Source organism: Pseudomonas sp. P1_A1, assembly GCF_056406935.1.
On record NZ_JBFTZE010000016.1, the window covers coordinates 96,183 to 119,538 of the forward strand.

Annotated in this window: 15 protein-coding genes; 9 read left to right on the forward strand and 6 right to left on the reverse strand. The window is 58.7% G+C overall.

From position 1 onward, the window contains the following. Positions 1-44 precede the first annotated feature (44 nt). Positions 45-1,427, reverse strand: a complete 1,383-nt coding sequence (locus AC1D2Q_RS21940; protein ID WP_477814517.1) for a carbohydrate porin — start codon at positions 1,425-1,427, stop codon at positions 45-47. A 251-nt stretch (positions 1,428-1,678) separates the two neighbouring features. Next, positions 1,679-2,884, reverse strand: coding sequence for a benzoate/H(+) symporter BenE family transporter (locus tag AC1D2Q_RS21945; protein ID WP_477814518.1), 1,206 nt, complete (start codon positions 2,882-2,884; stop codon positions 1,679-1,681). A gap of 348 nt (positions 2,885-3,232) precedes the next feature. Between AC1D2Q_RS21945 and AC1D2Q_RS21950 the strand changes: the two genes are divergently transcribed. From AC1D2Q_RS21950 to AC1D2Q_RS21960, 3 genes are all read left to right on the forward strand, one after another. Then, positions 3,233-4,621, forward strand: a complete 1,389-nt coding sequence (locus AC1D2Q_RS21950) for an aminotransferase-like domain-containing protein (protein WP_477814519.1) — start codon at positions 3,233-3,235, stop codon at positions 4,619-4,621. Between the two features lie 160 nt (positions 4,622-4,781). Beyond that, positions 4,782-5,012, forward strand: a complete 231-nt coding sequence (locus tag AC1D2Q_RS21955; RefSeq protein ID WP_477814520.1) for a VF530 family protein — start codon at positions 4,782-4,784, stop codon at positions 5,010-5,012. 2 nt (positions 5,013-5,014) lie between these two features. After that, complete coding sequence (locus AC1D2Q_RS21960) at positions 5,015-5,653, forward strand: Pr6Pr family membrane protein (protein WP_477814521.1); 639 nt, start codon at positions 5,015-5,017, stop codon at positions 5,651-5,653. A gap of 174 nt (positions 5,654-5,827) precedes the next feature. Here AC1D2Q_RS21960 and AC1D2Q_RS21965 read toward each other — a convergent pair whose 3' ends face one another. Beyond that, on the reverse strand, positions 5,828-6,619 hold the full coding sequence (locus AC1D2Q_RS21965; RefSeq protein WP_477814522.1) for a siderophore-interacting protein: 792 nt from the start codon (positions 6,617-6,619) through the stop codon (positions 5,828-5,830). Then, positions 6,616-7,191: a PadR family transcriptional regulator gene (locus tag AC1D2Q_RS21970; protein WP_477814523.1), complete on the reverse strand. Its 576-nt coding sequence runs from the start codon at positions 7,189-7,191 to the stop codon at positions 6,616-6,618. The genes AC1D2Q_RS21965 and AC1D2Q_RS21970 overlap by 4 nt, the downstream gene beginning before the upstream one ends. Positions 7,192-7,707: 516 nt before the next feature. On the opposite strand from AC1D2Q_RS21970, the gene AC1D2Q_RS21975 reads away from it, so the two are divergent. The 6 genes from AC1D2Q_RS21975 (at position 7,708) to AC1D2Q_RS22000 (ending at position 14,659) form a co-directional block, all read left to right on the forward strand. Continuing rightward, positions 7,708-8,196, forward strand: a complete 489-nt coding sequence (locus tag AC1D2Q_RS21975; protein WP_230139336.1) for a CS1 type fimbrial major subunit — start codon at positions 7,708-7,710, stop codon at positions 8,194-8,196. A 108-nt stretch (positions 8,197-8,304) separates the two neighbouring features. Continuing rightward, positions 8,305-10,827, forward strand: a complete 2,523-nt coding sequence (locus AC1D2Q_RS21980) for a TcfC E-set like domain-containing protein (protein ID WP_477814524.1) — start codon at positions 8,305-8,307, stop codon at positions 10,825-10,827. Between the two features lie 35 nt (positions 10,828-10,862). Continuing rightward, on the forward strand, positions 10,863-12,122 hold the full coding sequence (locus tag AC1D2Q_RS21985; protein ID WP_477814546.1) for a hypothetical protein: 1,260 nt from the start codon (positions 10,863-10,865) through the stop codon (positions 12,120-12,122). A gap of 44 nt (positions 12,123-12,166) precedes the next feature. After that, the gene (locus AC1D2Q_RS21990; RefSeq protein ID WP_477814525.1) at positions 12,167-12,907 is read left to right on the forward strand and encodes a molecular chaperone; all 741 of its coding nucleotides are present in this window, start codon (positions 12,167-12,169) and stop codon (positions 12,905-12,907) included. A 3-nt stretch (positions 12,908-12,910) separates the two neighbouring features. Continuing rightward, positions 12,911-13,411 (forward strand): CS1 type fimbrial major subunit, encoded by a 501-nt coding sequence (locus AC1D2Q_RS21995; protein WP_477814526.1) that lies wholly within the window; start codon positions 12,911-12,913, stop codon positions 13,409-13,411. A gap of 30 nt (positions 13,412-13,441) precedes the next feature. Beyond that, on the forward strand, positions 13,442-14,659 hold the full coding sequence (locus AC1D2Q_RS22000; protein ID WP_477814527.1) for a hypothetical protein: 1,218 nt from the start codon (positions 13,442-13,444) through the stop codon (positions 14,657-14,659). A 197-nt stretch (positions 14,660-14,856) separates the two neighbouring features. Here the strand turns inward: AC1D2Q_RS22000 and AC1D2Q_RS22005 are convergent, their stop codons facing one another. Both AC1D2Q_RS22005 and AC1D2Q_RS22010 read right to left on the reverse strand, forming a co-directional pair. Beyond that, positions 14,857-19,944 carry an NEL-type E3 ubiquitin ligase domain-containing protein gene (locus AC1D2Q_RS22005; protein WP_477814528.1) on the reverse strand — a complete coding sequence of 1,696 codons (5,088 nt, stop codon included), beginning with the start codon at positions 19,942-19,944 and terminating at the stop codon, positions 14,857-14,859. Between the two features lie 148 nt (positions 19,945-20,092). Next, on the reverse strand, positions 20,093-23,203 hold the full coding sequence (locus tag AC1D2Q_RS22010) for a transglycosylase domain-containing protein (protein WP_477814529.1): 3,111 nt from the start codon (positions 23,201-23,203) through the stop codon (positions 20,093-20,095). Positions 23,204-23,356 lie beyond the last annotated feature (153 nt).

Consider the following 23,356-nt stretch of genomic DNA (forward strand, 5'->3'; position numbering starts at 1 on the left):
TGTGGGAGCAGGCAAGCCAGCCCCCACAGGTTTTATGCGTTTAATCAGAACGATGACTGGATCTTGATCCCGCCAATCAGCGCGTCATCAACCTTGTCCACGCCACCGGGGTGGCGGATGTATTGCAGGTTCGGGCGCACGGTCAGCCAGTTGGTGACGTGCACGCCGTAATAGAGCTCGCTGCTGTATTCGGTGTCTTGCGGGGGCAGGAACGACGGATCGTCGAAGTCCTGGACGGCGCGGGCCTGGTTGGTGGCCTCGGCGTTCTTGCGGTAGGCCGGGTTGACGTGGACACGGGCCAGCGCGAAGCCGATATCGTCCTTGGCGCGGGCATCGAACAGGCCTTTGTAGACGACGCCGGCCTGGACATAGTTGTCGATGGCGTTGGTCTTCTTGTCGTGCATCGTGGCGTTGGCGAACACACTCAGGCCGCGTGAGTTGTCGCTGGCGCGGCTGGTCAGTTGCTGTTGAACACCGAGCCACACGCCATGCTTGCTCGACGCACTGCGGTAAGCCTCGCCGCTCAGGGCGGCCGGCTGGCCATTGCTGTCCTTATAGACGTCGCTGGCCTTGGCGCTGCTGTAGTAGTAACCAGCGCGGTATTCACCCGGCAGGCCATTGAGCTTCGGGGTCCAGACCAGTTCTACCGGCAGGATTGCGCCCTGAGTGCCGCTGCCGCTGAGCTTGAAACCGTTGTCGCGATCCAGGTTGGACGGGTTTTGCTCGTAAGCCCCGACTTGCGCGTAAAGCTCGGGCGTCAGGTGATATTTGACGCGCATTGCCCATTGGCTGACCGGCCAGTTGTACCAGATGCCACCGACCCAGTTCCCGACCTGGGAGCCGCAGAACGCCAGGTTCTGGAAGTCGCAGGGGAAGCTGTTGAAGTCTTCGCCTTCGCCGAATCGACCGACTTTGATGTCGAGCTTCTGGTCGAAGAATTTCTGCTGATACCACATCTGCGTCAGGCGCCAGGTCTGGCCACGCCCCCAGACTTCCTGCGCCGAGGTGAAACCGCCAACGCGCGGGTCGTTGATCCGGTCGTTGCTGATGTTGTTGCCGTTGCGTTCGGTGATGGTCAGCTGAAACTCAGCGTCGTCCCAACCCAGAATCTTCTGCAGGTCCAGGTGAGTACCAAAACCAAACTGGTCGCTGTAGCGCGCGGTACGGTCATGGTCGTAGCCACCGTGCAGGTTGCTGCCCATTTCGCCGGTGTAATCGACTTTGAAGTCGTAGCCTTTTTCCGAAAGTTCGGTACGAGTGCCGTTCCAGTCACCCAGCATCCACGGCGAGTCGCTATCGAAGGCTGGCGCGGCCTGGGTGCAAGTGGCAAGGCCCAGCGCGGTGAACCCGCTGATCAGCTTCAGGGCTTTTCGGCTGGACACAGCGGGAGAGACAGCGCTGTCTCGCGGAGTTTGAAAATAAGGCATAGAGAAGGAATTCTTGATCTTTTTCTAAAGGGGATGCGCTGAACGCAGCAGGAATGCAGCAGGGGAGAAGCGTTTCAGCTGGACGGGCGTAAGGATAATGTTCTGTAACACATTGAGAAAGGGCTTTTACTGACATGGATCATTTCGGATTTGGTAACAGTCGGCTGCGACCGGTCGCCGCAGCTGTTTGGTCGTGGCAAAAAAAGGCGGACTGAAGCGTCCGCCACGGTCAAGTCAGTTGAGCTTTCAAATCAGCGGTCGACCGCCTCTGCAACGGCGCCGGCTTTGCTTTCCCGGGTGTAGGTCAGTACGAAATGTGCCACGAGCCCGAAGATCAGCCCCCAGAATGCAGCGGCCAGCCCCAGGAAACTCATGCCCGAGGCGGTGACCAGGAAGGTGATCAGCGCCGCTTCCCGTTGTTTCTCGTCAGCCATGGCGCCGGTCAGCCCGGCGCTGATCGCCCCGAACAGGGCCAGGCCGGCGAGGGAGGCGATCAGCTCTTTGGGCAAGGCGGAAAACACCGAAGCCAGGGTCGCGCCGAAGATGCCCATCAGAATGTAGAACACCCCGCAGGCGATCCCGGCGATGTAGCGCTTGTCGCGATCTTCATGGGCTTCGCGGCCTGTGCAGATAGCGGCGGTGATGGCTGCCAGGTTTAAGCCATGGGAGCCGAATGGCGCCATCAAAATCGAGCCGATGGCCGTGACCGAAATGATCGAGCGCGCGGGGGTGTTGTAGCCCGAGGTGCGCAACACCGCCATGCCCGGCACGTACTGCCCGGTCAGGGTGACGAGGGCCAGCGGCAGGCCGATATTGATGATCGCGTGCCAGCTCCACTGCGGGGCAATGAAGATCGGGTGGGCGACATCGATGGTGATCGAACCTGTGTTGAGTTCACCGAACGAGGCGGCCACGGCGCAGCCGACAATCAACACCGACAGGATGGCGTAGCGCGGTGAAAAGCGTTTGAAGATCAGGTACGCCGCGATCATTGACAGCACCATGCTCGGCTGCAGCTTGATCGAGGTGAACAGCTCGGCGCCGAAACGAAACAGGATGCCGGCGAGCATGGCGGCGGCGATGGCTTTGGGCAGGCGACTCATCAGTTTGTCGAACGCACCGGACAAGCCGACCACCGCGATAATCACCGAAGCCACCACATAGGCGCCGATGGCCTCGGCCAGAGAGACCGTGGGCAGCATCGACACCAGCAACGCCGCGCCCGGTGTCGACCAAGCCGTAATCACCGGAATCCGCAAGCGCCAGCTCAATAACAGACCGGTAATGCCGCTGCCGATGGAAATAGCCCAGATCCAGGACGACACTTGATCATTGGGCAGGTGTGCCTCCCGGGCCGCCTGAAACACGATGATCAGCGGGCCGGCATAGGAAATGATCACGGCGATGAAGCCTGCAATGACCGCTGACAGGGATAGATCCTTTCTGAGTGTGTCCATGATGTCTCGACTTGGCGTGGCGGGCACGCGGTGATTCAGAATGAGATTGAGTCGATTGATTCGATTCGTGATGAGTGTATTTGAATGAATTGAGTTGACTCAATAGGTTGAGAGGCTGCTACGAGATGTTTTTTTGCTATCAGCGTTTGCTTGTTAGATTTATTGTTTGTAACTAATTGATTAATAATAAAATAATTCTTTTGATAAATATTTTTGGTCAGGCGTGTTTCTCGAATCAATTGGCGCATCAATCGACTCAATTTGTTGATTGAGTCGATTGATTAATTGCCTAACCTCCCTGTGATATGCTCGGGCATTCATCATTTCTACGATGGGTAGCGATCATTCATGTGGGTTCCTCAGCTAAGCGAGTTCAGCCAGCCGATGTATTTGTCGATTGCCGACGCGTTGGCGCGCGATATCAGCAACGGCGTGTTGAACGAAGGTGATCGTCTGCCGACCCTGCGGGAGCTGGCCACCACGCTGAATGTCACGCCCGGAACCATCAGCCGTGCCTACAGCGAAGCCCATCGGCGGCGCCTGGTGCAGGGGGAAGTGGGGCGCGGCACTTATGTGCTCAACCAGAAGCAGTTGGAACTGCCGGCCAGCAACAGTGCCGCTGCGCTGAATCTGGGGCAATCCGAATTATTGGATCTTTCGATTATCAAGCCGTACAGCGAAACACTGGAATACTGGTTGCGCGACGCCTTGGTGGGCATGGCCAAGAGCACGGATTTTGCCCGTGCCCTCGATTACGCACCCGATGGCGGTCATCCGGCTCATCGCGAGGCGGGCGCGCAATGGCTGCGTCATTCGTTGCCCGATGCACAATGGCAGCAAGTGGTGATAACCGCCGGCGCGCAGCACGGTTTGATGGTCGCGATGAGTGCGCTGACCAACGCCGGTGATTTGGTGCTCTGCGAGGAGCTCTGCTACCCCGGCATCATTTCCCTTGCCCATGGACTGGAACGACGCCTGCGTGGCGTGCCAATGGATGATGAAGGGATCATTCCCGAAGCGCTGCGCGAACTGTGCCTGCGTGAGAAACCGGCGATGCTGGTTTGTGTGGCGACCTGTCAGAACCCGACGGCCGCGATCATGTCGCAAAAACGTCGAGCGCAAATCGCGGCGCTGGCCGAGGAGTTCGACTTCATCATTTTGGACGATGACATCTACGGTTTTCTGGCCACCGACCCGTCGATCAAGCCGCTGTCGGCGTTTGCCCCGGATCGTTCGGTGTACCTGACCAGTCTGTCGAAGTCGGTCATGCCGGCCTTGCGGATTGGCTATCTCTACAGCCCACCGAAACTGCTGTCGCGCCTGACCTCCATGGTGCGCAGCAGCGTCTGGATGCCGTCGCCATTGACCGCTCAGTTGGCCAGCAATGTAATCACGGAGGGGTTGGATAAAAAGCTGATCCGCATTCAGCGCAACGAGGCCGCCGGGCGGCAGGCGATCGCTCAGGAAATCTTCGCCAATTTCGAGCTCAAGACCCAGCCGTATGCCTACCACGTCTGGTTGACGTTGCCCGAGCCCTGGACCAGCGACGAATTCGCCATGCTGGCCCGTGCCAACGGCGTGCTGGTCCTCAGTGGTACCCAGTTCCAGGCCGAACGTAGTGGCATTACCCGCTGCGTGCGATTGGTGTTGATGTCGCCCACCAGCCAGGACGAATTGCGGTTTGCCCTGACCAAGCTGGCCAGTCTGATCGATTCGGACCCTCGTCGTTATTACTGAGCCGGGCGCTATCTCCTGACGTTTGTCCCTCGGATGATGGCCAACTCGCCTACAGTTAATTCAGCCTCTGACGAATGCCGCTGTCCGGAGCCCTTCCACCGGACGAAAGCCTCCGCTAAGGTGCGCGGCTTCCCATCCTTTCATCGTTCGAAGGCCCGGCATGACCGAACACAACCCTGATCCCCTGCACGGCGTGACGCTGGAGCAAATCCTCAACGCCCTGGTTGCGCACTACGAGTGGTCGGGGCTGGCCGAGCGTATCGATATCCGCTGCTTCAAAAGTGACCCGACCATCAAGTCGAGCCTGACATTCCTGCGCAAAACCCCGTGGGCGCGGGAGAAGGTCGAACGCCTGTACGTGAAGCTGATGCGCACCAAGCGCCCGGTCTGAGCATGGTCATACCCTCGACCGCGAGGCGTCGTTGTGTGGCCGTGGCGGCGATTCTGGGCTGGGCGGGTTTAAGCATTCAGATGTACCTGATTCTCTATGCCCGCTGGAGTATCTCGGCCAGTCTGCTGGGCGGGCTGGTGAGTTTTTTCAGTTTTTTCACCGTGCTGACCAATACGCTGGTGGCGGTGGTGCTGACCTGTGAACTGACGTCCCGCGAGTCAGCGGCGCGACGCTGGTTTTTGCAGCCGTGGGTGAGCAGTGCCATTGCGGTGAGCATCGCTGTGGTCGGTTTGGCGTACAGCCTGTTGTTGCGCCATTTATGGCATCCCGAAGGCTGGCAATGGCTGGCCGATGAGCTAATGCACGATGTCATGCCGCTGCTGTTCCTGGTTTATTGGTGGTTCTGTGTACCCAAGGGGACGTTGCGGCTGCGGCACATTGCGTTGTGGGTGATCTATCCGCTGGTGTACTTCGGCTATTCGCTATGGCGTGGGCATCTGCTGGCGGTTTATCCCTATCCGTTCATTGATGTCGACAAACTGGGTTATCCACAGGTGTTCGTGAATGCCGGGGGATTGTTGGCGGGGTTTGTGGTGATTTCACTGCTGGTGATTGGGCTGGATCGTCGTCTTCATCGTTAGTTGGAGTTTGTTGGATCAAGATCAAAAGATCGCAGCCTTCGGCAGCTCCTACACAGGAATCGCGTATGCCCGTGAAATCATCGGGCGAACGATGGGAATCGTGTGCCCCCGTAAATCATCGGACGAACACAAATCCTGTAGGCGCTGCCGAAGGCTGCGATCTTTTTTCACGATTTATTCCTCGTCGCTGTCATCCAGCCGCCAATAGCCGACGGCCTTAACGAACTGCTCGTCCAGGCCATGCTCATCGAGCAATGCCCGGCGGATCTGCCGCGACGCTTTGGTTTCGGTCGCCACCCACGCATACAGATTGCCAGCGGGCACTTTGATCTGTTGCACGGTGGTCAGCAGGTTGTTTTTGCCTCCTTCACGCAGCACCCAGATCACATCGACCTGCGCGGCGCTTTCCAGGCGTTGTTGTTCGGCGCCGTTTTCCACTTCCACGATCACCAGTGCGCGCCGATTGGCGGCCAGGCCTTCGAGGCGGCGGGCGATGGCGGGCAGGGCGGTTTCGTCGCCGATCAGCAGGTAGCTGTCGAACATGTCCGGCACGATCATCGAGCCACGCGGCCCGCCGATGTGCAGGAACTGGCCGGGTTTGGCCTGTTCGGCCCAGGTCGAGGCAGGGCCGTCGCCGTGCAGCACGAAGTCGATGTCCAGTTCCAGCGTGTCCAGGTCGTAACGGCGTGGCGTGTAGTCGCGCATCGCGGGCATCGGCCCGTTGTCCTTGCCGGCGCCGAGCACCAGGGTTTCCAGCGCCGCCTGTTCCGCTGCGTTTTGCGGGAACAGCAGTTTGACGTGGTCATCCGTGCCGAGGCTGACGAAGCCGGCGAGTTCCGGGCCGCCCAGCGTGATGCGGCGCATGCGCGGCGTCAGGTCGACCACCCGCAGCACTTGCAGACGACGGCGTTTGATCTCGTGGCTGACACGGTGAATGGTTTGGGATGGCACGATAACGTCGGTCATTCGACTTTCTCCGAAACGGGTTGAACGGCGGGGCCGTCGACGATGGCTTTGGCCGTGTTGTTGAGCAGGTCGCGCACCCGCAGGATTTCTTCCGGGCTCCAGCGACCATGGTGCATTTGCAAGGCATGGCGCAGGTTGTGCACCGCTTCATGGATCTCGGCCGGGCGATCCTGGCCGCGCAATGAGCGCTTGCTGACTTCGATGCGCATGCGCACACCGTCCAGGGCAATCGCCTGGTCGCTTAATGACTGACGTCCGGCGTCGGTGATGCTGTAGCGTTTTTTTCCGCCCTCGGCATCGCCCAGGATCATTTCGCTTTCTTCAAGGAAGGTCAGGGTCGGGTAGATCACGCCGGGGCTGGGGCTGTAGGCGCCGTCGAACATGCTTTCGATCTGGCGGATCAGGTCATAGCCGTGGCAGGGCTGCTCGGCGATCAGCGCCAGCAGCAACAATTTCAGGTCACCAGGGGCGAAGACACGCGGGCCGCGACCGCCGCGTTCGCGACCGGAGCGTTTCTCGAAGCCGTCGCGGCCGTCGCCGTGTTCGCGGTGGGGGGAATGATGGTCTCTCATTTTTGCTTTCTCTCGTCGTGTTTAGATACAACTTAAGATATATCTTTAGGCTGGCGCAAGCGTTCTTGACCAACGGTCGAGATTGGGAGGGGCTCGGGGAAAGGCGCGAGTGGTGAGCGCATGGGAGTGACGAGGATGCTACGAAGGTTGATTTTTAGAGTAATTGAACTAATTATGAAGTTCTTCCGTTTATTGCTGGTCTATTCGTGTGAACAGTAGTATTGGTCTTACGGAAGTTTAAAACAGTTCTTGTCTGTGTGTTTTTTCAGTTAAAACTGTGTGTAGTATTTCTCTGAGGGTAAAACAGTTTAATTGGTGTTTTTTTAACTTTTTTCCTGCTGTTCAAGAGCTGTTGTTACTACATGTTCTTCGGAAGTTACGTACTTACTTTCTCAAGCGATTGGTCGATCATTCTCCGGCGTCGAAAGTTGAGCCAAAACGCCATGCTTCGTGCCGGGTGTTGGCTTGTTGTGACTTTCCACGGTCCGATCATTTGAAAAAGACAGGTACTCAACAATGTTCAAGAAGTTTGCAATCGCCGTTCCGATGACCCTGCTGGCCCTGAGCTCTTCGGTAGCGTTCGCTGCGGAAGAGTCGCGCACCTCCATCAACATCAGCGCCACCATTCCAAGCAAGGTATTCCATGCTCAGCCGCGGGATCCGAACTTCGGTAAAGATGAAAAAATGGCCTACGTACTGGGGGCCGGTACGCTGACTCCGATCCGTGCGACTTATGATGTACAACATACCAACGGTTCGGTCGGCGCCTACGTCGAAGGCGGCCCGCAGCCATTGTCCAACGGCATCAACACCATCGCATTGAGTTACATGTTCAATGGCACAACCCTGACCGGCGTGTCGCAGGAAGTGGTCGGTGACGCTGAGTCCAACGGCGGCATGCAAGCTGACCTGGTGATTGCCGCTGCCAAACCAACCGACACCCAGAATGGCCTGTACACCGCCAATCCAGTGGTGATCTTCGATGCCATTCCTCGCATTCCGTAATACCGTTATTAACTAAGGTTCATCCTTAATTCATAACACTACCGATCGGCGGGCAAGTTTTGCCTGTCGATCGGGTTTCAACGAATTTATCTTCAGAGTATTTCGTTCATGTTCCCGATGACTCCCATCGCGACGGCGCTTGCCCTATGTTTTTGTGCAACTGCCCTGGCCGCGCCAGCGGATAATGGCCACACACCTCGAAGTCTATTGGCGCAAGCCAAAGGTTTGCCGAGCGAGTTCGAAGAGCATTTCTTTGATGTGCCACTGGCGGTGCGCGTGGAACTTGACCAACAGTTTCTCGGTGAGGCGATGGTCGTGTTGACCCGCGACGATCGCATCACCCTCGTTGACTTCGCCGATGTCAGCGACAGCACGATCAAGCCCAGTGAACGCGACATCTGGGCCAACTATCTGAAACAAGGCGTAGCGTTGGGTGGCTGCCAGGCGAAATGCCCCGAGCAGCTATTGGCCGTGCACTACAGCCTGGAAAACTCACTGGTGTCGATCCTCACCCAAAACGCTGAGCGCGACGATCAGGTACAGCGTTATTACAACCTGCCCGAAAACGGCAGCACCGGGTTGATCGTGCGCAATCAGCTGAACCTCAACGGCGGGCAGAACCAGGACCTGGGCGGGCGCTACGGCCTGGAAGCCAGCAGCAGCCTGGGCAACTGGACCCAGGCCGTCAATATGCAACTGTCTCGACTGGGTGGTCTGGATAACAAGCTTTATCACGCCGTGCACGAACTCTTCACCCAGCGCGAGCTGGAAGGCAATTTTCTGCGCCTGGGCTATTTCACACCGACGTCCGAAGGCCTGACCCGTCAGCCACGTGCCTTCGGCGCGAGCCCCGACACGGCGTTGGGCGTCATGTACGGCAGCTCCGACAGCGTGGCCATCAATAACCCGAAACCGGCGGTCTATCCGATCTACGTCACCGCCAATCGACAGGGTTCGGTGGAGATCTACCGCGACGGTTTGCTGATCAATACCCAGGCGGTGCCTGCCGGGTTGCAAACCCTCGATACGCGTCCGCTGCCCGGCGGTATTTATGAAGTGGAAGTGCGTCTGATCGAAGACGGCCAAATCACCTCCAGCACTCAGGAGCTGGTCTACAAACCCAACAACTGGCGTAACCATGACGAGCGCTGGCGCTACAACCTGTTCGCCGGCCGCGAATCGAAATTGCTCAGTAATTGGGAAGAGCAGGCCGACGGCGACATGACGGCGGGGGCCGCGTTCAACTTCCTGCTGCACCCGCGAGTCATCCTGGGCCTGTCGGGTCGACAGGTGCGCGACTCTCTGCAATATGGCACGTCGGTCGATTGGGCAATCGTCAACAACGCCAGCCTGTTCGCCAACGTCTACAAGACTCAAGACTACGGCACCGGCCTGGATGTGCAGGGGCTCTATTCCTATGGCAGCGGCAGTATCGTCGCCAGCCATAACCGCAGCTGGCTCGATACCACCCGGCTGTACGACACGCTGCCCGATGGCACGCGGGTGCGCCAGCGCAATGTATTTATTGGCCAGACCAGCAATTCTTCCCTGTCGATAAACCATCGACTCAACAGCAAAAGCTCGGTCAATGCCCGGGTGTCCCACAGCGAAGGCAACACCAACGGCACGGGCGTGGATCTGGGCTGGACCCAGCGCACCCAACTGTTTGGCAGTGACGCCAATTGGCGCCTGTCGCTGTTCGATCGACCGGGCAGCGTGAGCTCGGGAGACGACCGCAATCGGGGTATCGACTTGAGTGTCAACATCGCGTTGGGCGGCCCCGGTGAACAGCTTTCCGGCAGTATCGGCACCCGCACCGACCGTGATGGCGGGCGCGACAACAACGCGTCGATCACCTACCGCAAAACCCTTCAGGACCACGTGCTGCAAAGCGTCTCCGCCACGGCTATCACCGACACCTACGGCATCGGCTGGAATGCCATGGCGACCATGAGTTCCGACCTGGTCAACGGCGACGGCTTCATCCAGCGCTCGTCCTTCAACAACGACCTTACCGGGGGCTTGAACCTCGACAGCACCGTGGCCGTCGGCGGGCAAAAAATGGTCATGACCAGCCAATATCACCGCGACGGTGCCGGCATGATCATCGACGTGGAGTCGGACATCGAGGACATCGCCTTGCGCGCCGATGATTTGAGCGGCGGCAGCGCGGTGCTCAAGCCCGGGCGCAATTTCGTGCCGATCACCGCGTACAAAAGCAGCTCGGTCAGTTTCGATTTCGAGGGCAACCACGTCCCCGCCGCCACCATCCAGCCGGCCCGTTCCAGCTATCACCTGAACAAGGGCGGCGTGGAATATCGCCAGGTCAAAGTGATGAGAACCCTGACCGTCCTCGGCCGCCTCATCGATCCGCAGGGCAATCCGCTCAAAGGCCACCACATCATCAACCACGCCAGCCGTGGGGTGAGTGAAGTGGACGGCTTCTTTTCCATGGAAATGAACGCCGGATCCCCGACGCTCGAAGTGCGGCATGGCAATCAGTTGCTGTGCCAGTTCCGTCTGGACCCGAACAGTGGGCGTACCGAAAACAACGTGCTGATGATCGGCGATTTGCGTTGCACCCCTGACACGCTGGCTGACGTCGCCAATGCCGTGCAAAGCGCCGGTTGATGGACGCTGCGCAATTTATGGAGTCTGCAAAATTGATGAATGCATTGACTGGCCTATGGCGCACGGCAAGGACAGTTTTCCTCGGTGCCTGCCTGGCTGTTACATCGTTGCCAGCGGGGGCGGTGGTCAAACAGATCTCCGCCACGTTCAACCCTGACCCGAGCAACCCGCAGAAAAACGAATTCAGGAACACGACGCCCAATGCCGGGTTCTGCGCTGACCAGCCGAACATCTGCAAGACCCACAATATATTCAGTTTGCGTTCTCACTTGATTACCGGGTTCTACGGCCCCATCGAGCCCAACCATGCCGACGTACGCCAGGGCGCAATGATCAAGACGCCAGCGACCTGGCGTCGCTTGCCCGTAAGGGAGCGCACTACCGGAGAAGAGGCTACGGTGGAAGTTCGTATTGCCGGGATGGGCGGTTTCTATGAGGTGAGACCCAATGTGACGGAGCTCACCGGCATCGCGGACGTCTTCGCGGCTCATAATGCGTTGTGGGGGATACATTGGGGATCTGCGCCGAGCCCCTGCGTTGGCATTGGCTCCCAGTCAGGCAATCATAATGGCTACCGGTTCTTCTGGCTGACTCCTGTGGAATCGGTATGCAGCAAGCAGGCGAAGTTCCAGATTCCCGGCTTTGGCTTCCGCTACCTGGACTTCACCTACGAACTGCGCACGCCCGACCCGCTGAAAATGTCCACGGGGGTGTATGAGGGCACACAACTCTATTCCATCGGTCCTGGTGGCGACTTCGACCTGGGTGACATTGTCGTGCTCGCGGACCCAGTCATCCAGCTCGACTTCACCCTGACCGTCGAACATACCCTCAAAGTCGAGATCCCACCGGGCGGCAACCGGGTAGAACTGGTGCCACAAGGCGGCTGGCAAGCCTGGTTGCAGCAAGGCCGCAAACCCACGCGCCTGTTCCGGGACCAGCGTTTCAATATCTCCGCCAGTTCGCGGTTCAAGATGAAGCTGGAGTGTGAATACACCCAGGACGGCAAGACTTGCGCGTTGCGTGAGCCGGTGTCCGGTCATTTCGTACCCCTGAACGTCAGCGTAAGCCTGCCCCACGGTTTGAGCGACGCTGAGGGACAAGCTGTCGATCGGCGGCCATTGCTGCGAGATGGCAGCGGGACCGGATTATTCCAGCCCGTTTTTTATGTCGAGCGCAGACCGGGAACACTGCACTTCGAAATTCCTTCCGACGAAGTGGCGCAGATGCTGCTGCCCGGGCAACAGCGACAGTATTCCGGGAATGTGACGGTTATCTGGGATTCAGAAGTTTAGTGGGTCGCACTTTGCTGCATTTTCATTTAACGAGGTTCAGGGCAATGAAACACCTTTTGACACTGTTTGGTTTCTATCTATTCACGCAGCTGGCTCATGCCGGCCCGAGCATCAATGTCGGGACGGTGTATGACTATCTGGACGGGGACAAAAGTACCTACTTGAAACGCGTGTTCAACGGGGGTGACAGCACCGCGTTCGTCAAGGTCAATATTCTCGAAATCGTTTATGACGCCGATGGCACCGCACGGGAAGAACCGCTCAAAACCCAGGCCGACGCGACCGCCCGTGATGGCTTGATGGCCAGCCCGGCCCGGTTGATCGTGCCGGCCAATGGCATGCAGGGCACGCGCCTGCTGTACATGGGCGAGCGAGACAAGGAGCGGTATTTCCGGGTGCGTTTCGTACCGGTAGTGCCAGAGAAAGAAGACGAGTTCGCCGTCTCCAGCGAAGACCGTGAGGAGTACAAGAAAGGCCTGACTGCCGGGGTCAATGTGCTGGCCGGGTACGGCACGGTATTTTTCGTACGGCCCAAGGAGACGCGTTTCGACAGTGCGATCGAGAACGGCGCGGGCAACTACCGGATTCGCAACAACGGCAACACCGTGGTGGTGATCGATGAATTCAAGGACTGTTCGGTTAAAAACGAACAGGACTGCCAGCCCACGACCAAGCATCACATTCTGGCGGGCCGCACGTTTGAGTTCGAAAAGCAGGCCGGTCGCGAATACCGCTTCACTTTGGTTGAAGGTGAACGCAGCAAAAAACTGGACGTGAAGGGATAACCCATGTGCAAGAAACTGACCCAGGTCTTTTTGTCGGTTGTCGCGATGTGGACGAGCGTTGATGTCTTCGCCGCCCGGGAAGAGCACACCTTCGAAGTGTTCGTGACGATTCCGACCCAGGCGTTTTATGTCATTCCTTCGGACCCGGGCTGGATCCATCGCGAACAGCAACTGCCTTGGAACTTGACGGCATCGACACTGGGTGGCTTGCGCAAGTATTTCGACGTGAAGAACCAAGCCGGCTCGATCGAGGCGCGGTTGGAAGGCCGACCGTATCTGTCCAACGGTATCGACGCCCATGATATTGCCTTGCGGGTGCTGTTCAACGGCAAGCTGTTGAGCGAGCACGCAAGCAGCGAAGTGGTGTCCCTGACCGAGGCAGCGCCTGGTAAACGCGTGGTGCTGGAAATCCTACCGATGCCGCCTGCCGATGGGGTGTACAAGCCTGGCAGCTACTTTGGCAGCGTCAACATGATCTTCAACGCGGTCATGCCCGACGCTTGATCCCGAGTCTGGAAAAGGAGTGCAGCAATCATGGACATGCTCAGGAAAATCATCCGATTGAGCGGGTTGGGATTGGCGGGCGCGTTCATGCAAACCGCGGTCGCGAGCACCGTGGAGATGAGCGCGGTGTTTCGTCCCGACCCGGCGAATCCGATGCAAAATACCTTTATCAATACGACACCTCTGGGCGGGTACTGCGGAGATCACCCCGAGTACTGCGAGGAAGGGGTTTTCAGCATTTTATTGCCCGTTCGCTTCCGGGCGGCGGCAGATATACCGGCGATGCATGAGCAGCGTCGGGGCGCGATGTTCCGGGTTCCTTCTTCCTGGAGAGACGTCACGGTGGTGCATGACGATACCGGAGAGTCCGAGACGCTCAGGATGCGCGTCAACGGTATCGGTGCCGCTTACACAATCAAGACGCCTCTGCCCGCAGGGGTCTGGCAAAGTACGTGGGTCAACGCGCCTCCCCCTTGTGGATATGGCGGGGTGGGTTATGGCACTGCCTTGTACTATGCGTTCTTTTGGCGAGTGCCGGCCAATGCGGGTGTGTGTGCCAAGCAGGCACAAAAAGACATTACCCAGGACTACCAGTTCGCTTATGAAAACACCGGGTTCAGCTACGAGCTGGTCACGCCCAACCCGCTCAAGATGTCGGCAGGCACCTATCGCGGCGTGCTGAACTACACCGTCGGGCCGCACCAGGATTTCGACATGGGCGATGTCATGTTGCCTGACGACGATTTGATCACCCTCAACTTCACGTTGAATGTCGAGCACACAATGAAAGTCGATATTCCGCCCGGAAGCAATCGCGTCGAGCTGGTCCCGCAGGGTGGCTGGCAAGCCTGGTTGAGCCAGGGACGTAGACCGACGCGGCTGTTTCGGGACCAGACCTTCAATATTTCCGCCAGTTCACGTTTCAAAATGCAGCTGGAGTGCCAGTACAGCCAGGACGGCAACACCTGTTCATTGAATGAACCGGTATCCGGTCATTTCGTGCCGCTGAACGTCGGCGTAAGTCTGCCCCATGGTTTGACGGACGCGGGCGGGCAACCTGTCAATCGTCGGCCACTTCGCCTTGACGGCAGTGGCACGCAGTTGTTCATGCCAGGGTTTTATGTAGATCGCCAACCGGGAACGCTGCATTTCGAAATACCCGCGAGTGAAGTCGCAGAAATGATTCACCCCGGACAACAACGACAGTATTCGGGACGCGTGACGGTGATCTGGGATTCGGAGGTTTAGTGTCTTGCGCCAATGCGGTGAAATGGAGTGTATGAATCATGCGAATGCTCAGGAAAATCATCCAGCTGAGCGGGTTGGGATTGGCGGGCGCGTTCATGCAAGCCGCGATCGCGACCACCGTGGAGATGAGCGCGGTGTTTCGTGGATAAAAGTGGAAGGAGCCCTGAAGGCGTGATCGCCTTCAGAGCGGGGGCTGATTATCCGGCGTTTTGCAGCGCCGCTCGGGTCAACCGACGGCTCAGCTGTTTTTCCTCGTAGCCGATGTCGTTGAGTAATCCACCATAAACCTCGTCCGTCATTTCTTCGTCGGTGAGCACAAGGCTTTCCGGAACGTTGAGTTGACTGGTAAGGTCGAGTAACCGCTGCTTGAGCGCGCGTCGTTGCACAATCAACTGCTCTTTGGAACCGGCCCAGGCGCGTTGGGCCTCGCGCAGTTCATCCAGCAGGTCGGTCCTGTGTTCAAACATCCGGGCATTGCGCCGGAATTCAGTGGGATAGGTGTCACGCAGGTATTTCTCCCAGTACGGCTGTTCGATCATGCCATTGACCAGCCCGTCCCCTTGTTCCATCGACATGACCGTGGCAAAGGCGGCGTCTATCTTGTCTTTTTTGACTCCCGCTCTTTCGGTGTACAGCATGCGTTTCGATTGCCAAGGCAGATCCAGGCGGTCGGCCAAGCCCGTTTCAAATGCAAAAAATACCTCGATTTCATCCGGATTAGCCTCCTGCTCATTCTCCGGGGCCTCGTTGCGGCGGCGAAATTCTTCACGCGCGATGTCATCTACGCGCTCCAGGCGAGCGGTGCCTTTGGCCAGGTTGACCAGACGGCTTTCAAGGATGGCGGCTGTAGTCGACTGGGCATAGGCCTCGGTAACCAGAACCTTGATGCCCATGCGGTTGAACATCTGGGCTCCCGCATCGGCGCAGGTCGTGGGCGACGTCGCCGTTTCGAACAGATCGGCGCGTAACTCAGGGTCCAGGTCGGCGGCTTCGACCATTCGCCATACCCGGCTGCTCAATTGATCACGTAATTCACCGCCGGCCCGGTATTCGGCCGAGGTGGTCTGTTTCTGGATCAAGGCGAAAAAACCTTCAGAGCCAGGCTCGGACATCAGGTCGTGCCAGGCTTCCTGGCGGAAGGTCCCCAACCCGGAGACTTCGGCACTCCACCACACCGAGTCGTCCTTCATCGGCCATTGGGCCATCGCGTCGGTGGCGGCGTCGGTATAGACCTGTGTGGGCGAGATGCCGACCGAGCGTCGATACGCCTGGAACTTGACCAGATTGGCCTGCGACAGGTTCCTTTCGAACAGGCGGGTCCGCGCCACGATAAACGCATTGTCAGAGCCGGGCACGACGGTCGGAATGATCTTGAGCGGGTTTTCCTGCAGATCCAGAAAAAACCCTCGAGGTCGACGCTTGTTGGGCGCAAAGAGTCCGTCCGGCCACGTGGTGGCCCCCGTGTTGCTCAGACTCAGGATGCTGAGCTTGGGCATGCGTTCAACGTTTGGCAGTGTCCCCAGCCTTGGGTTGTCATCGAGCCTGAGTGTTTCGATACGGGTCAGGTTTCGCAGCTGCCCGACGGCCGCCGGCGTCAGTCTGATGTCATTGTTCATCAGGCGTAGGGTGCGCAGGTAATGCATCTTGCCGATGCTGTCGGGCAGCTGCGTCAAGCCGCAGCTGCGGGCGCTCAGTTGCCGCAGGTGAGGGAAGTCTTTCAACAGGCCGGAGGCGTTCTGGGAGAACGTCGTGCGGTCCAGGTTCAACGTGGTGATCTGATCGAGGAAATGCTTGATGTCCGGCAGTTCCTTCCACCAGCGCTCGAGGTCGACAGGGTCGATTTCTGTGGAAAGGTCCAGGGCATAGCCGCCATCGGACGTGGTGCTGCGTTCGCCGAATACGGTGGGCTTTCTCCTGAAACAATCGATGAGCCGTTCGCTGATGTGCAACCCGCCACCGCGGACGAACCCCTGGCGATCCGGGCCCCAGCTATCAGGTTGCCGGTGTCGCCATGCATTGAGCAGTACCTCAAGATCATACAGTTCGCGGTCCAGCCGTCTCAGGGTCTCATGCCCCTGTTCCGGCGAGCCAAGGGATCGCACAAAGGTATCGACTTCTCGTTCGTTGAAGTGGGGATAGAGGTCCTGCACCCTTTCCGTGAGGGTGGCTTTGCGGGTGGACAAACCAGCACCACGCAACAGCATCATGTCTTCGTGATCCGCCAGCGGACGGATCGGTGGTGCGAGGAGCACGGTGCGGCGTTCGGCAGGCGTCTCGATCTTGACCATGACCCATTGTTTGAGAAAACGGCCCTGGCCGGGTCGATAACCCAATTGCGTCTGTTTGTTTTTCGGCAAGGCGTTGAGCACCGCTTCGAAAAAATCGGCGGCTTCCCGCAATTTGTGGTTTTGCGCGTCCCAGACTTCGAAGCGGTTCTCCTCATCCCTGACCAGTACCCGGACGGTCGACGCATCCTGCGTGCCTACGCTGCAACGCAGGGGGCCGGCATCGCTGCCTTCGCGTACTTCGATGCGTAACCCGTTGAATGTGTCGGCATGGATCCTGAGCGCATTGAGCACCAGGCTTTCGGTTTCCGCCACCCACTGCGCATCGTCGTAGAACCCTTCATAGGCATGGTTTGCCCGGACTTCGAAGTCCGCTTCACGGGCGCGGATCTTGATGTTCAAAGGCAGGCGCTGCTCTTGTCCCATTCGCTTGAGGTCGGAGGGCTCGGCACGGCTCAGCAGGGTCTTTACCGCACGGGACGGCAGCTGCGCAAACTCACGGCGAACGAGCCTGACCTGCGGATCGTCCGAGGCTTGTGCACCTTGGTACAGCTGATTGACGATGTCTGGGAGCAGGCGATTCGCTTCGTCCGCCAATCGATCGCGCAGCGCTTGCACCTGTTCGCTTTTCGCCGTCGGCCGGCCGAGTACCTCTTGCAGTTCCGCTTCGTCGAGGAAGTTGACGAGGCTTGGCGCAAACTGGTCGCTCAGCAGGTGCGACAGGCTGGTGGACAGCGTCTGCCCGGCCGTTGCCTCGGGATTGCCGTACTGGCGGAAAGGACCGCTCAGGTCGTCGTTGTGATAAACCTTCAGCGATTTATCCGCAGGCCAGCCGTCCAGGTAGGTCGCCAGCGGTTCAAACCAGTAGGAGGACGGATCCAGCGCCAGCCCTGTGCGAATCCGTTCAATGTTGTGCCGGGTCTGGCGCTGGACGTGCAGGCGTTCGAGACTGTCGTCCAGTAGCGGTGGCGGAGCCGTGTTGTCGATGTACATCCGGCGCAGCGCACCGTCGTCGGTGCCGCTGGCAATGCGCACGTGTTCGAGATCCGCGTCGGTCAAGCTGTCGACGGTATGGCCGATACGGCGCAGCAGTTTCGACGTATCCCACGTTCGCGGGTTTTCGCCTTCGTGAGTCCAGGCGCCGAGGCCGTTGTGTTGCAACTCGGGTGAATACGCATCGGCGCGGTGTGGATGCTTGACACGGTAGTTGCCGGTTTGCGGGTCTTTCTGCACGGCGAAGTGTGAATCATCCAGTGGCAGGACGTCCTGGCCCTGGTGGGTATGCAGGCCCAGTTCGTCAGGAACGGAGTCGGCCGACAGCTTCACATCCGGCAGTTCATAAGGTTGCAGATCGGGATGCCACAGGCGTGGCTCGCCATTGGGCAACGTGACCGGTTTCATGCCTTCGATCAGTGGCGAGAGTTTCAGACGCACGACCTCGCCGATTTTTGCCCCGGCGGCGAACGCCGCCAGTTGAATGGCATCCTCCACCACACCGACGATGTGCTCGACGGCTTCGGTCCACAGCCCCAACGCCATGTCGACGAAGCCTTCGATGACATCGTTGGCGATCTGATAGGCGGTGTAGGCCATCATCAATTCCCCCAACCCCGGCACGAACGGTGTGACGACCATCAGGGCGACGTTGAAGATGTCCGAGACTATTTTCTTGAAATTCTCCCACCAGGCCCATCGGGCATTGCGATCGGTGTCGGCGGTGGACACGGCGATGTGTCGGGCGTCATTGAGGATCTTGTTCAGCTTCTGCCCAAAGCGGTATTTCCAGAATTCGCCGCGGATCGGTGCGGCGCTGAAACGCAGATTGGGCTGCTCGACCGGCACTTCCCGCCAGCTGGGCCCTGGATCCAGCGGATCTTTCTGATGCCATTTCACCTCGAACAGACGCTGTTGCAGTCCGCCGAAAAAATGCCCTCGCTCCGGCTGATCGACGAACCGGCTGAAGTACTGTCGATAAGTCATTCCAGTGGACGAGATGAGCTGGTTGTCACGCAACTGGCGAGTCAGTTCGTTCATGAAGGCGACCGTTGAGGGATACTCTTTCAACGGATGTTCAGGGTCTTGCGGGACATACGCGAATATCGGCACGACCTCGCGTTCACGGTACAGTCCCGGCGTGATCAGTACGATCCCGGCCAGCCGGCTGTCCAGAACGGACAGTTCAGCGAAATGCATCACCCGGCCCTTGCGGGTGAGGTTACGTTGGCCATCGAGCATCTTCAGGATCAGGTCGCTCGCATCGGCATCAATGTCGCCGGTCATCAGCGCTTGTTTAACGGCTGCCTTGAAGGCAGCTTTCTCGCTGTCGATGATTTTGAGTTGCAGGAAATGCCTGGCGACGGCATCGCCGGGTAGCAAGCGTTCTTCAAGGTATCGGGCATAGCGCGCGCCAATGTCCAGCTCGCGACACAGGGTCTGGAACTGGGCGATGGACATTTTGCGTTTGACCGGCAGGACGTCGAACAGACCGCGCTCATCGGGTTGGCTGATGAAGTCGGAATCCGGCTCGCAGGTTTCGCTGCGTGCGAAGTTGTGCAGGGCAGCGTTCAGCAGGGAGACGGTTCGGGTGACGACGCCGCCTGTGACGTCGATGACATACCAGGGGCGCTTTTTGGGTAAGTAAAGATACAAGTAAGTGGTTCTGACATCGACATCGACCCCGTACTGTTTCATCAATGCATCGGTGAGCAAGGGTTCAGCGAAGTCATCAACGTTTTGTAACTCTTCAAGATACCGATCCACCTTGTTCTGGGCAGACCAGAGGTCAAGGTTGGCATCTTGTAACTGTGTGTGAGCAGATTGAGTGGCGGTCTTGATCCATTGTCCGGAAGGGGTTTGTGTGAGGCTCAGTTCCCGCGCCCTGCGCAATGAAGCGTCCTTGAAGGTCGGGTGAATTCGACTCTGGATGAAAGCGTAGTGACGGCCCTTATCGTCGTCTGCCCCTCCTGGGCGGGCAGTTTTACGTCCTTGTAAATCTGACATTGTTTTTATCAGCCTTGAGCAGTTATGGAAGGCAACAGCCTATCCTTCATCGCTCAAAGTAAAAGTCTGAATTACTGCGCGGAACACCTCTGGAGAGTGCCGAAAGCATTGGAATTTTCCATGCCGAAAATAACTATTTACCACCCGGTCAGCGGCGGGAGAGCTCCACGGGCAAACATCCGGTGCGACTCCCCGGCTGCAGATACGGCATCAGGATGGGCGCCATGCCTTTGAGCACTTGCACGGGCAACGCCGAGGTAAATTTGAAGGCTTCGGCCGTGCGCCCCGGCACGTAGGCGGTCAAGGTGCCGAAATGACTATCGCCGATGTAGAACACGAACGTTGCGGTGCGGTTGATCGATTTCGAGCTCAGAATCCGCCCACCCGGACCGATGGCTTCAATGCGGTTGTCGCCGGTCCCGGTTTTGCCGCCCATGGCCAACGGGGTGCCGTTGGCCAGTTTGAAACTGCCTGCCACGCGTTTGGCCGTGCCGGCATCCACCACTTGCGACAAGGCCTCGCGCATGGCGGTTGCCACCTCGGAAGGCATCACGCGTTTGCCGACGACCGGATTGTTGATCAGCTGGGTTTCATAGGGCGTACCAGCCGCGAAGTGCAGGCTGTCGATACGCAGCGTCGGCAGGCGTACACCGTCGTTGAGGATGGTGCCGATCAGCTCCGCCAGCGCGGCGGGGCGGTCGCCGGAGCTGCCGATGGCGGTGGCCAGCGAGGGCACCAGGTGGTCGAACGGATAGCCGACTTTCTGCCAGCGTTGATGAATGTCGAGGAACGCCTCGATCTCCAGCATCGTACGGATACGGCTGTCGCGGGCGCCCTTGTGTTTGCTTTTGAACAGCCAGCTGTAAACCTCCTGGCGTTCGAATTCGCTGGCTTTGACGATCTGGCTGAACTTGGCGTCGGGGTTGTTCAGCAAGTAGCCCATCAGCCACAGATCCAGTGGGTGGACCTTGGCGATGAAGCCTTGATCCGGCAGGTCGTAGCTGCCCGGGCCGTAACTCAGGTACAGACGTTCGAGGCGTTCGTCGGTGAGTTTTTCCGTGAGTTTGGCGCCCTTGAGGTGTGAGCGCACGAAGGTGTTGAAGCTCTCCTGGTCGGCCTGCGGGAATAGGTAGCGATGCACGGCAGCCATGCGGATCGGTGTCGGGTGCATGCTGTCGAGGAAGGTCTCGAGGCGGGTCTGGGTGTCTTTGTTCTGGTACTTCTTCCAGAACCGCAACAGGAATGCGGTGCCTTCGCGGTCGGCGAACTGGGCCAGGTATTCCTGACGCCGCGGGTCGCGGTCGTCCTTGAGCAATTCGGCGCTGCTGTTGGGGCCTGCGTAGGTGCTGTAGCGCACCAGGTCGCGCATCAGCCGGATGAACGGCAGGTTGATCGACTCACGAATGGCATCGCGCAGGGTCGGCATGCGGCCGTTGTCTTCCTTGCGGAAGTTAACGAACGTGTGCAGCCCGCCACCGGTGAAAAACGCCTCGCCGGGACTGGCCGAATATTTGCGATCCAGTGCGGCGCCGAGCATTTTTGGCAGGCTGCGGTCGGTGTTCTGAATCATGTAATCGACGGCCCAGATGCTCAGGCGATCCTGTTCGGCGACTTCGGTTTTCTTCAGTTCGGCAACGGTCATGCCTGCGTAGCGATCGTGCAATTCGGAAATGATCTGCAGGTAAGTGGTGAGTACACGCATTTTGGCGGTGGAGCCCAGTTCCAGCTTGCTGCCTTCATTGATGTCGAACGGTTGGTCGGTGCTGTCGGTCTGCACCCGCACCCGCGAGCCGTCCGGGGTCAGTTCGAACAGGGTGAAGCTGTAGCGCACCTGGGTGGTGCTGGTGGGGGTGAGCAGGCGTTCGCCGATCAGGCCGATTTCCGCTGCATAAGCCGGGTCGGCCAAATGCTTGAGGTATGCGGTGGCCTGGGTTTGCAGCTCGCCTTGCAGGGTGCTGGTGGCGGAAAGGTCGAGGCGGTCGAGGTCATACAGCGGACGGTTGAGCAAACTGCCCAGCCGACTGCGCGCGACACTGATGCCTTTGTTGGTTTCGATTGGTTGGATGGTGGGCTGGGTCTGCCAGTCGCGATAGGTCACTTGGCTGGCCAGTGCCGCCGCCGCGAGCGGCGCATCGATCACGCCATTTTGTGACAGCAGGCGAATATGGCTGTCGGTCAGGCTGGCCAATTCATCGCGGCCCTTGGTCAAGTAGTGCGAAGGGCGGCGTTGAGCAATCATCAGCGACAGCATTTCACGCAGGGCCAGGCCTTTTTCCGCCAGGCTTTTCTGATCGGTGTCGGTGCTGGCCAGCCGTTCGTTGGCCTTGTTGAAATCGGCGCCGTACCAGACGCGCAAACCTTCGGCCATGCCGTGCACTTCACCGTGGCCCGGTACCGCCGACAGCGGAACACTGTTGAGGTAATCGCGAATCACATTTTGCCGTGCCTGAAGGGTTTCCGGCCCCGTCTGATAGGCCCGCACGCTGGCGGAAATCATTTGGCGGATTTTTTCCGCGCCCGACACGGTCAAGCCGTCGGGCGAGTGCCGATATTTCTCAAGCTGTGTCGCCAGCGTACTGCCGCCCGCCGATTGGCCGGGCAGGCGCAACAGCTTGGCTACCTGGGACCACGCCGCCATGCCGAACCGCGGCCAGTCCACGGCGGGGTTGGCCAGGGGCTGGTGCGGATCGAGCAGAAAGCGGTTTTCGATGAACAGCAAGCTGTTGACCACCACCGGCGGGATCGCGGCAAAGCTTGAATAGAGCTGTTGTGGATACTTGAACTGGTACAGCGGGGCCGCACGGCAATCGGTGATCGAAAGCCCGGCCTGGATTTTCTCGGTATAGGGAATGAAAAAGCCCTTGTCGCTGTACTTCATCAGCGCAGGCGAAAAGCGGGTTTGCGCCGCTATCACGTAATCGCGCTTGAGCAGGCGCGGCAGAAATTCATCCAGGGAGCTGTAGCCCAGACGCTGATCGAACGGGCCTTCGCCAGGGTAGCGAATCGCGTCGCTGGGGCCGGGTTGCAGTTCATATTTCAGCGAGGCGGCATATTTGCTGATTTCCCGGGCTTGGAACTTGGAGGTGCGCATTTCCTTGGCCGCGGCCAGGCCCAGGACAATCAGGATAATCAGCAGCAGCAACCAGAACGCCCCCCAGCCGTGCCGTGAACGACGGGGTTTTTCAGGTAAAGGCGCTTCATCCTCACGTTCAGTCGGAACCACAGTGTCACTCGAATCGGTTTGCCACAAAGCGCCCATAGTCGACTGATCCATTCACGCAGATTGATCGGACTTGTTTGAAGCTTAGACGGTGGTTGGCGTTGGTGAAAAAATTGTGAACAAGGTTATCGCGAATTTTCTGGATCCAGCCTGACTCCCTGCTCCTACAGGGGCGACGGGTGGTGTAGTTGC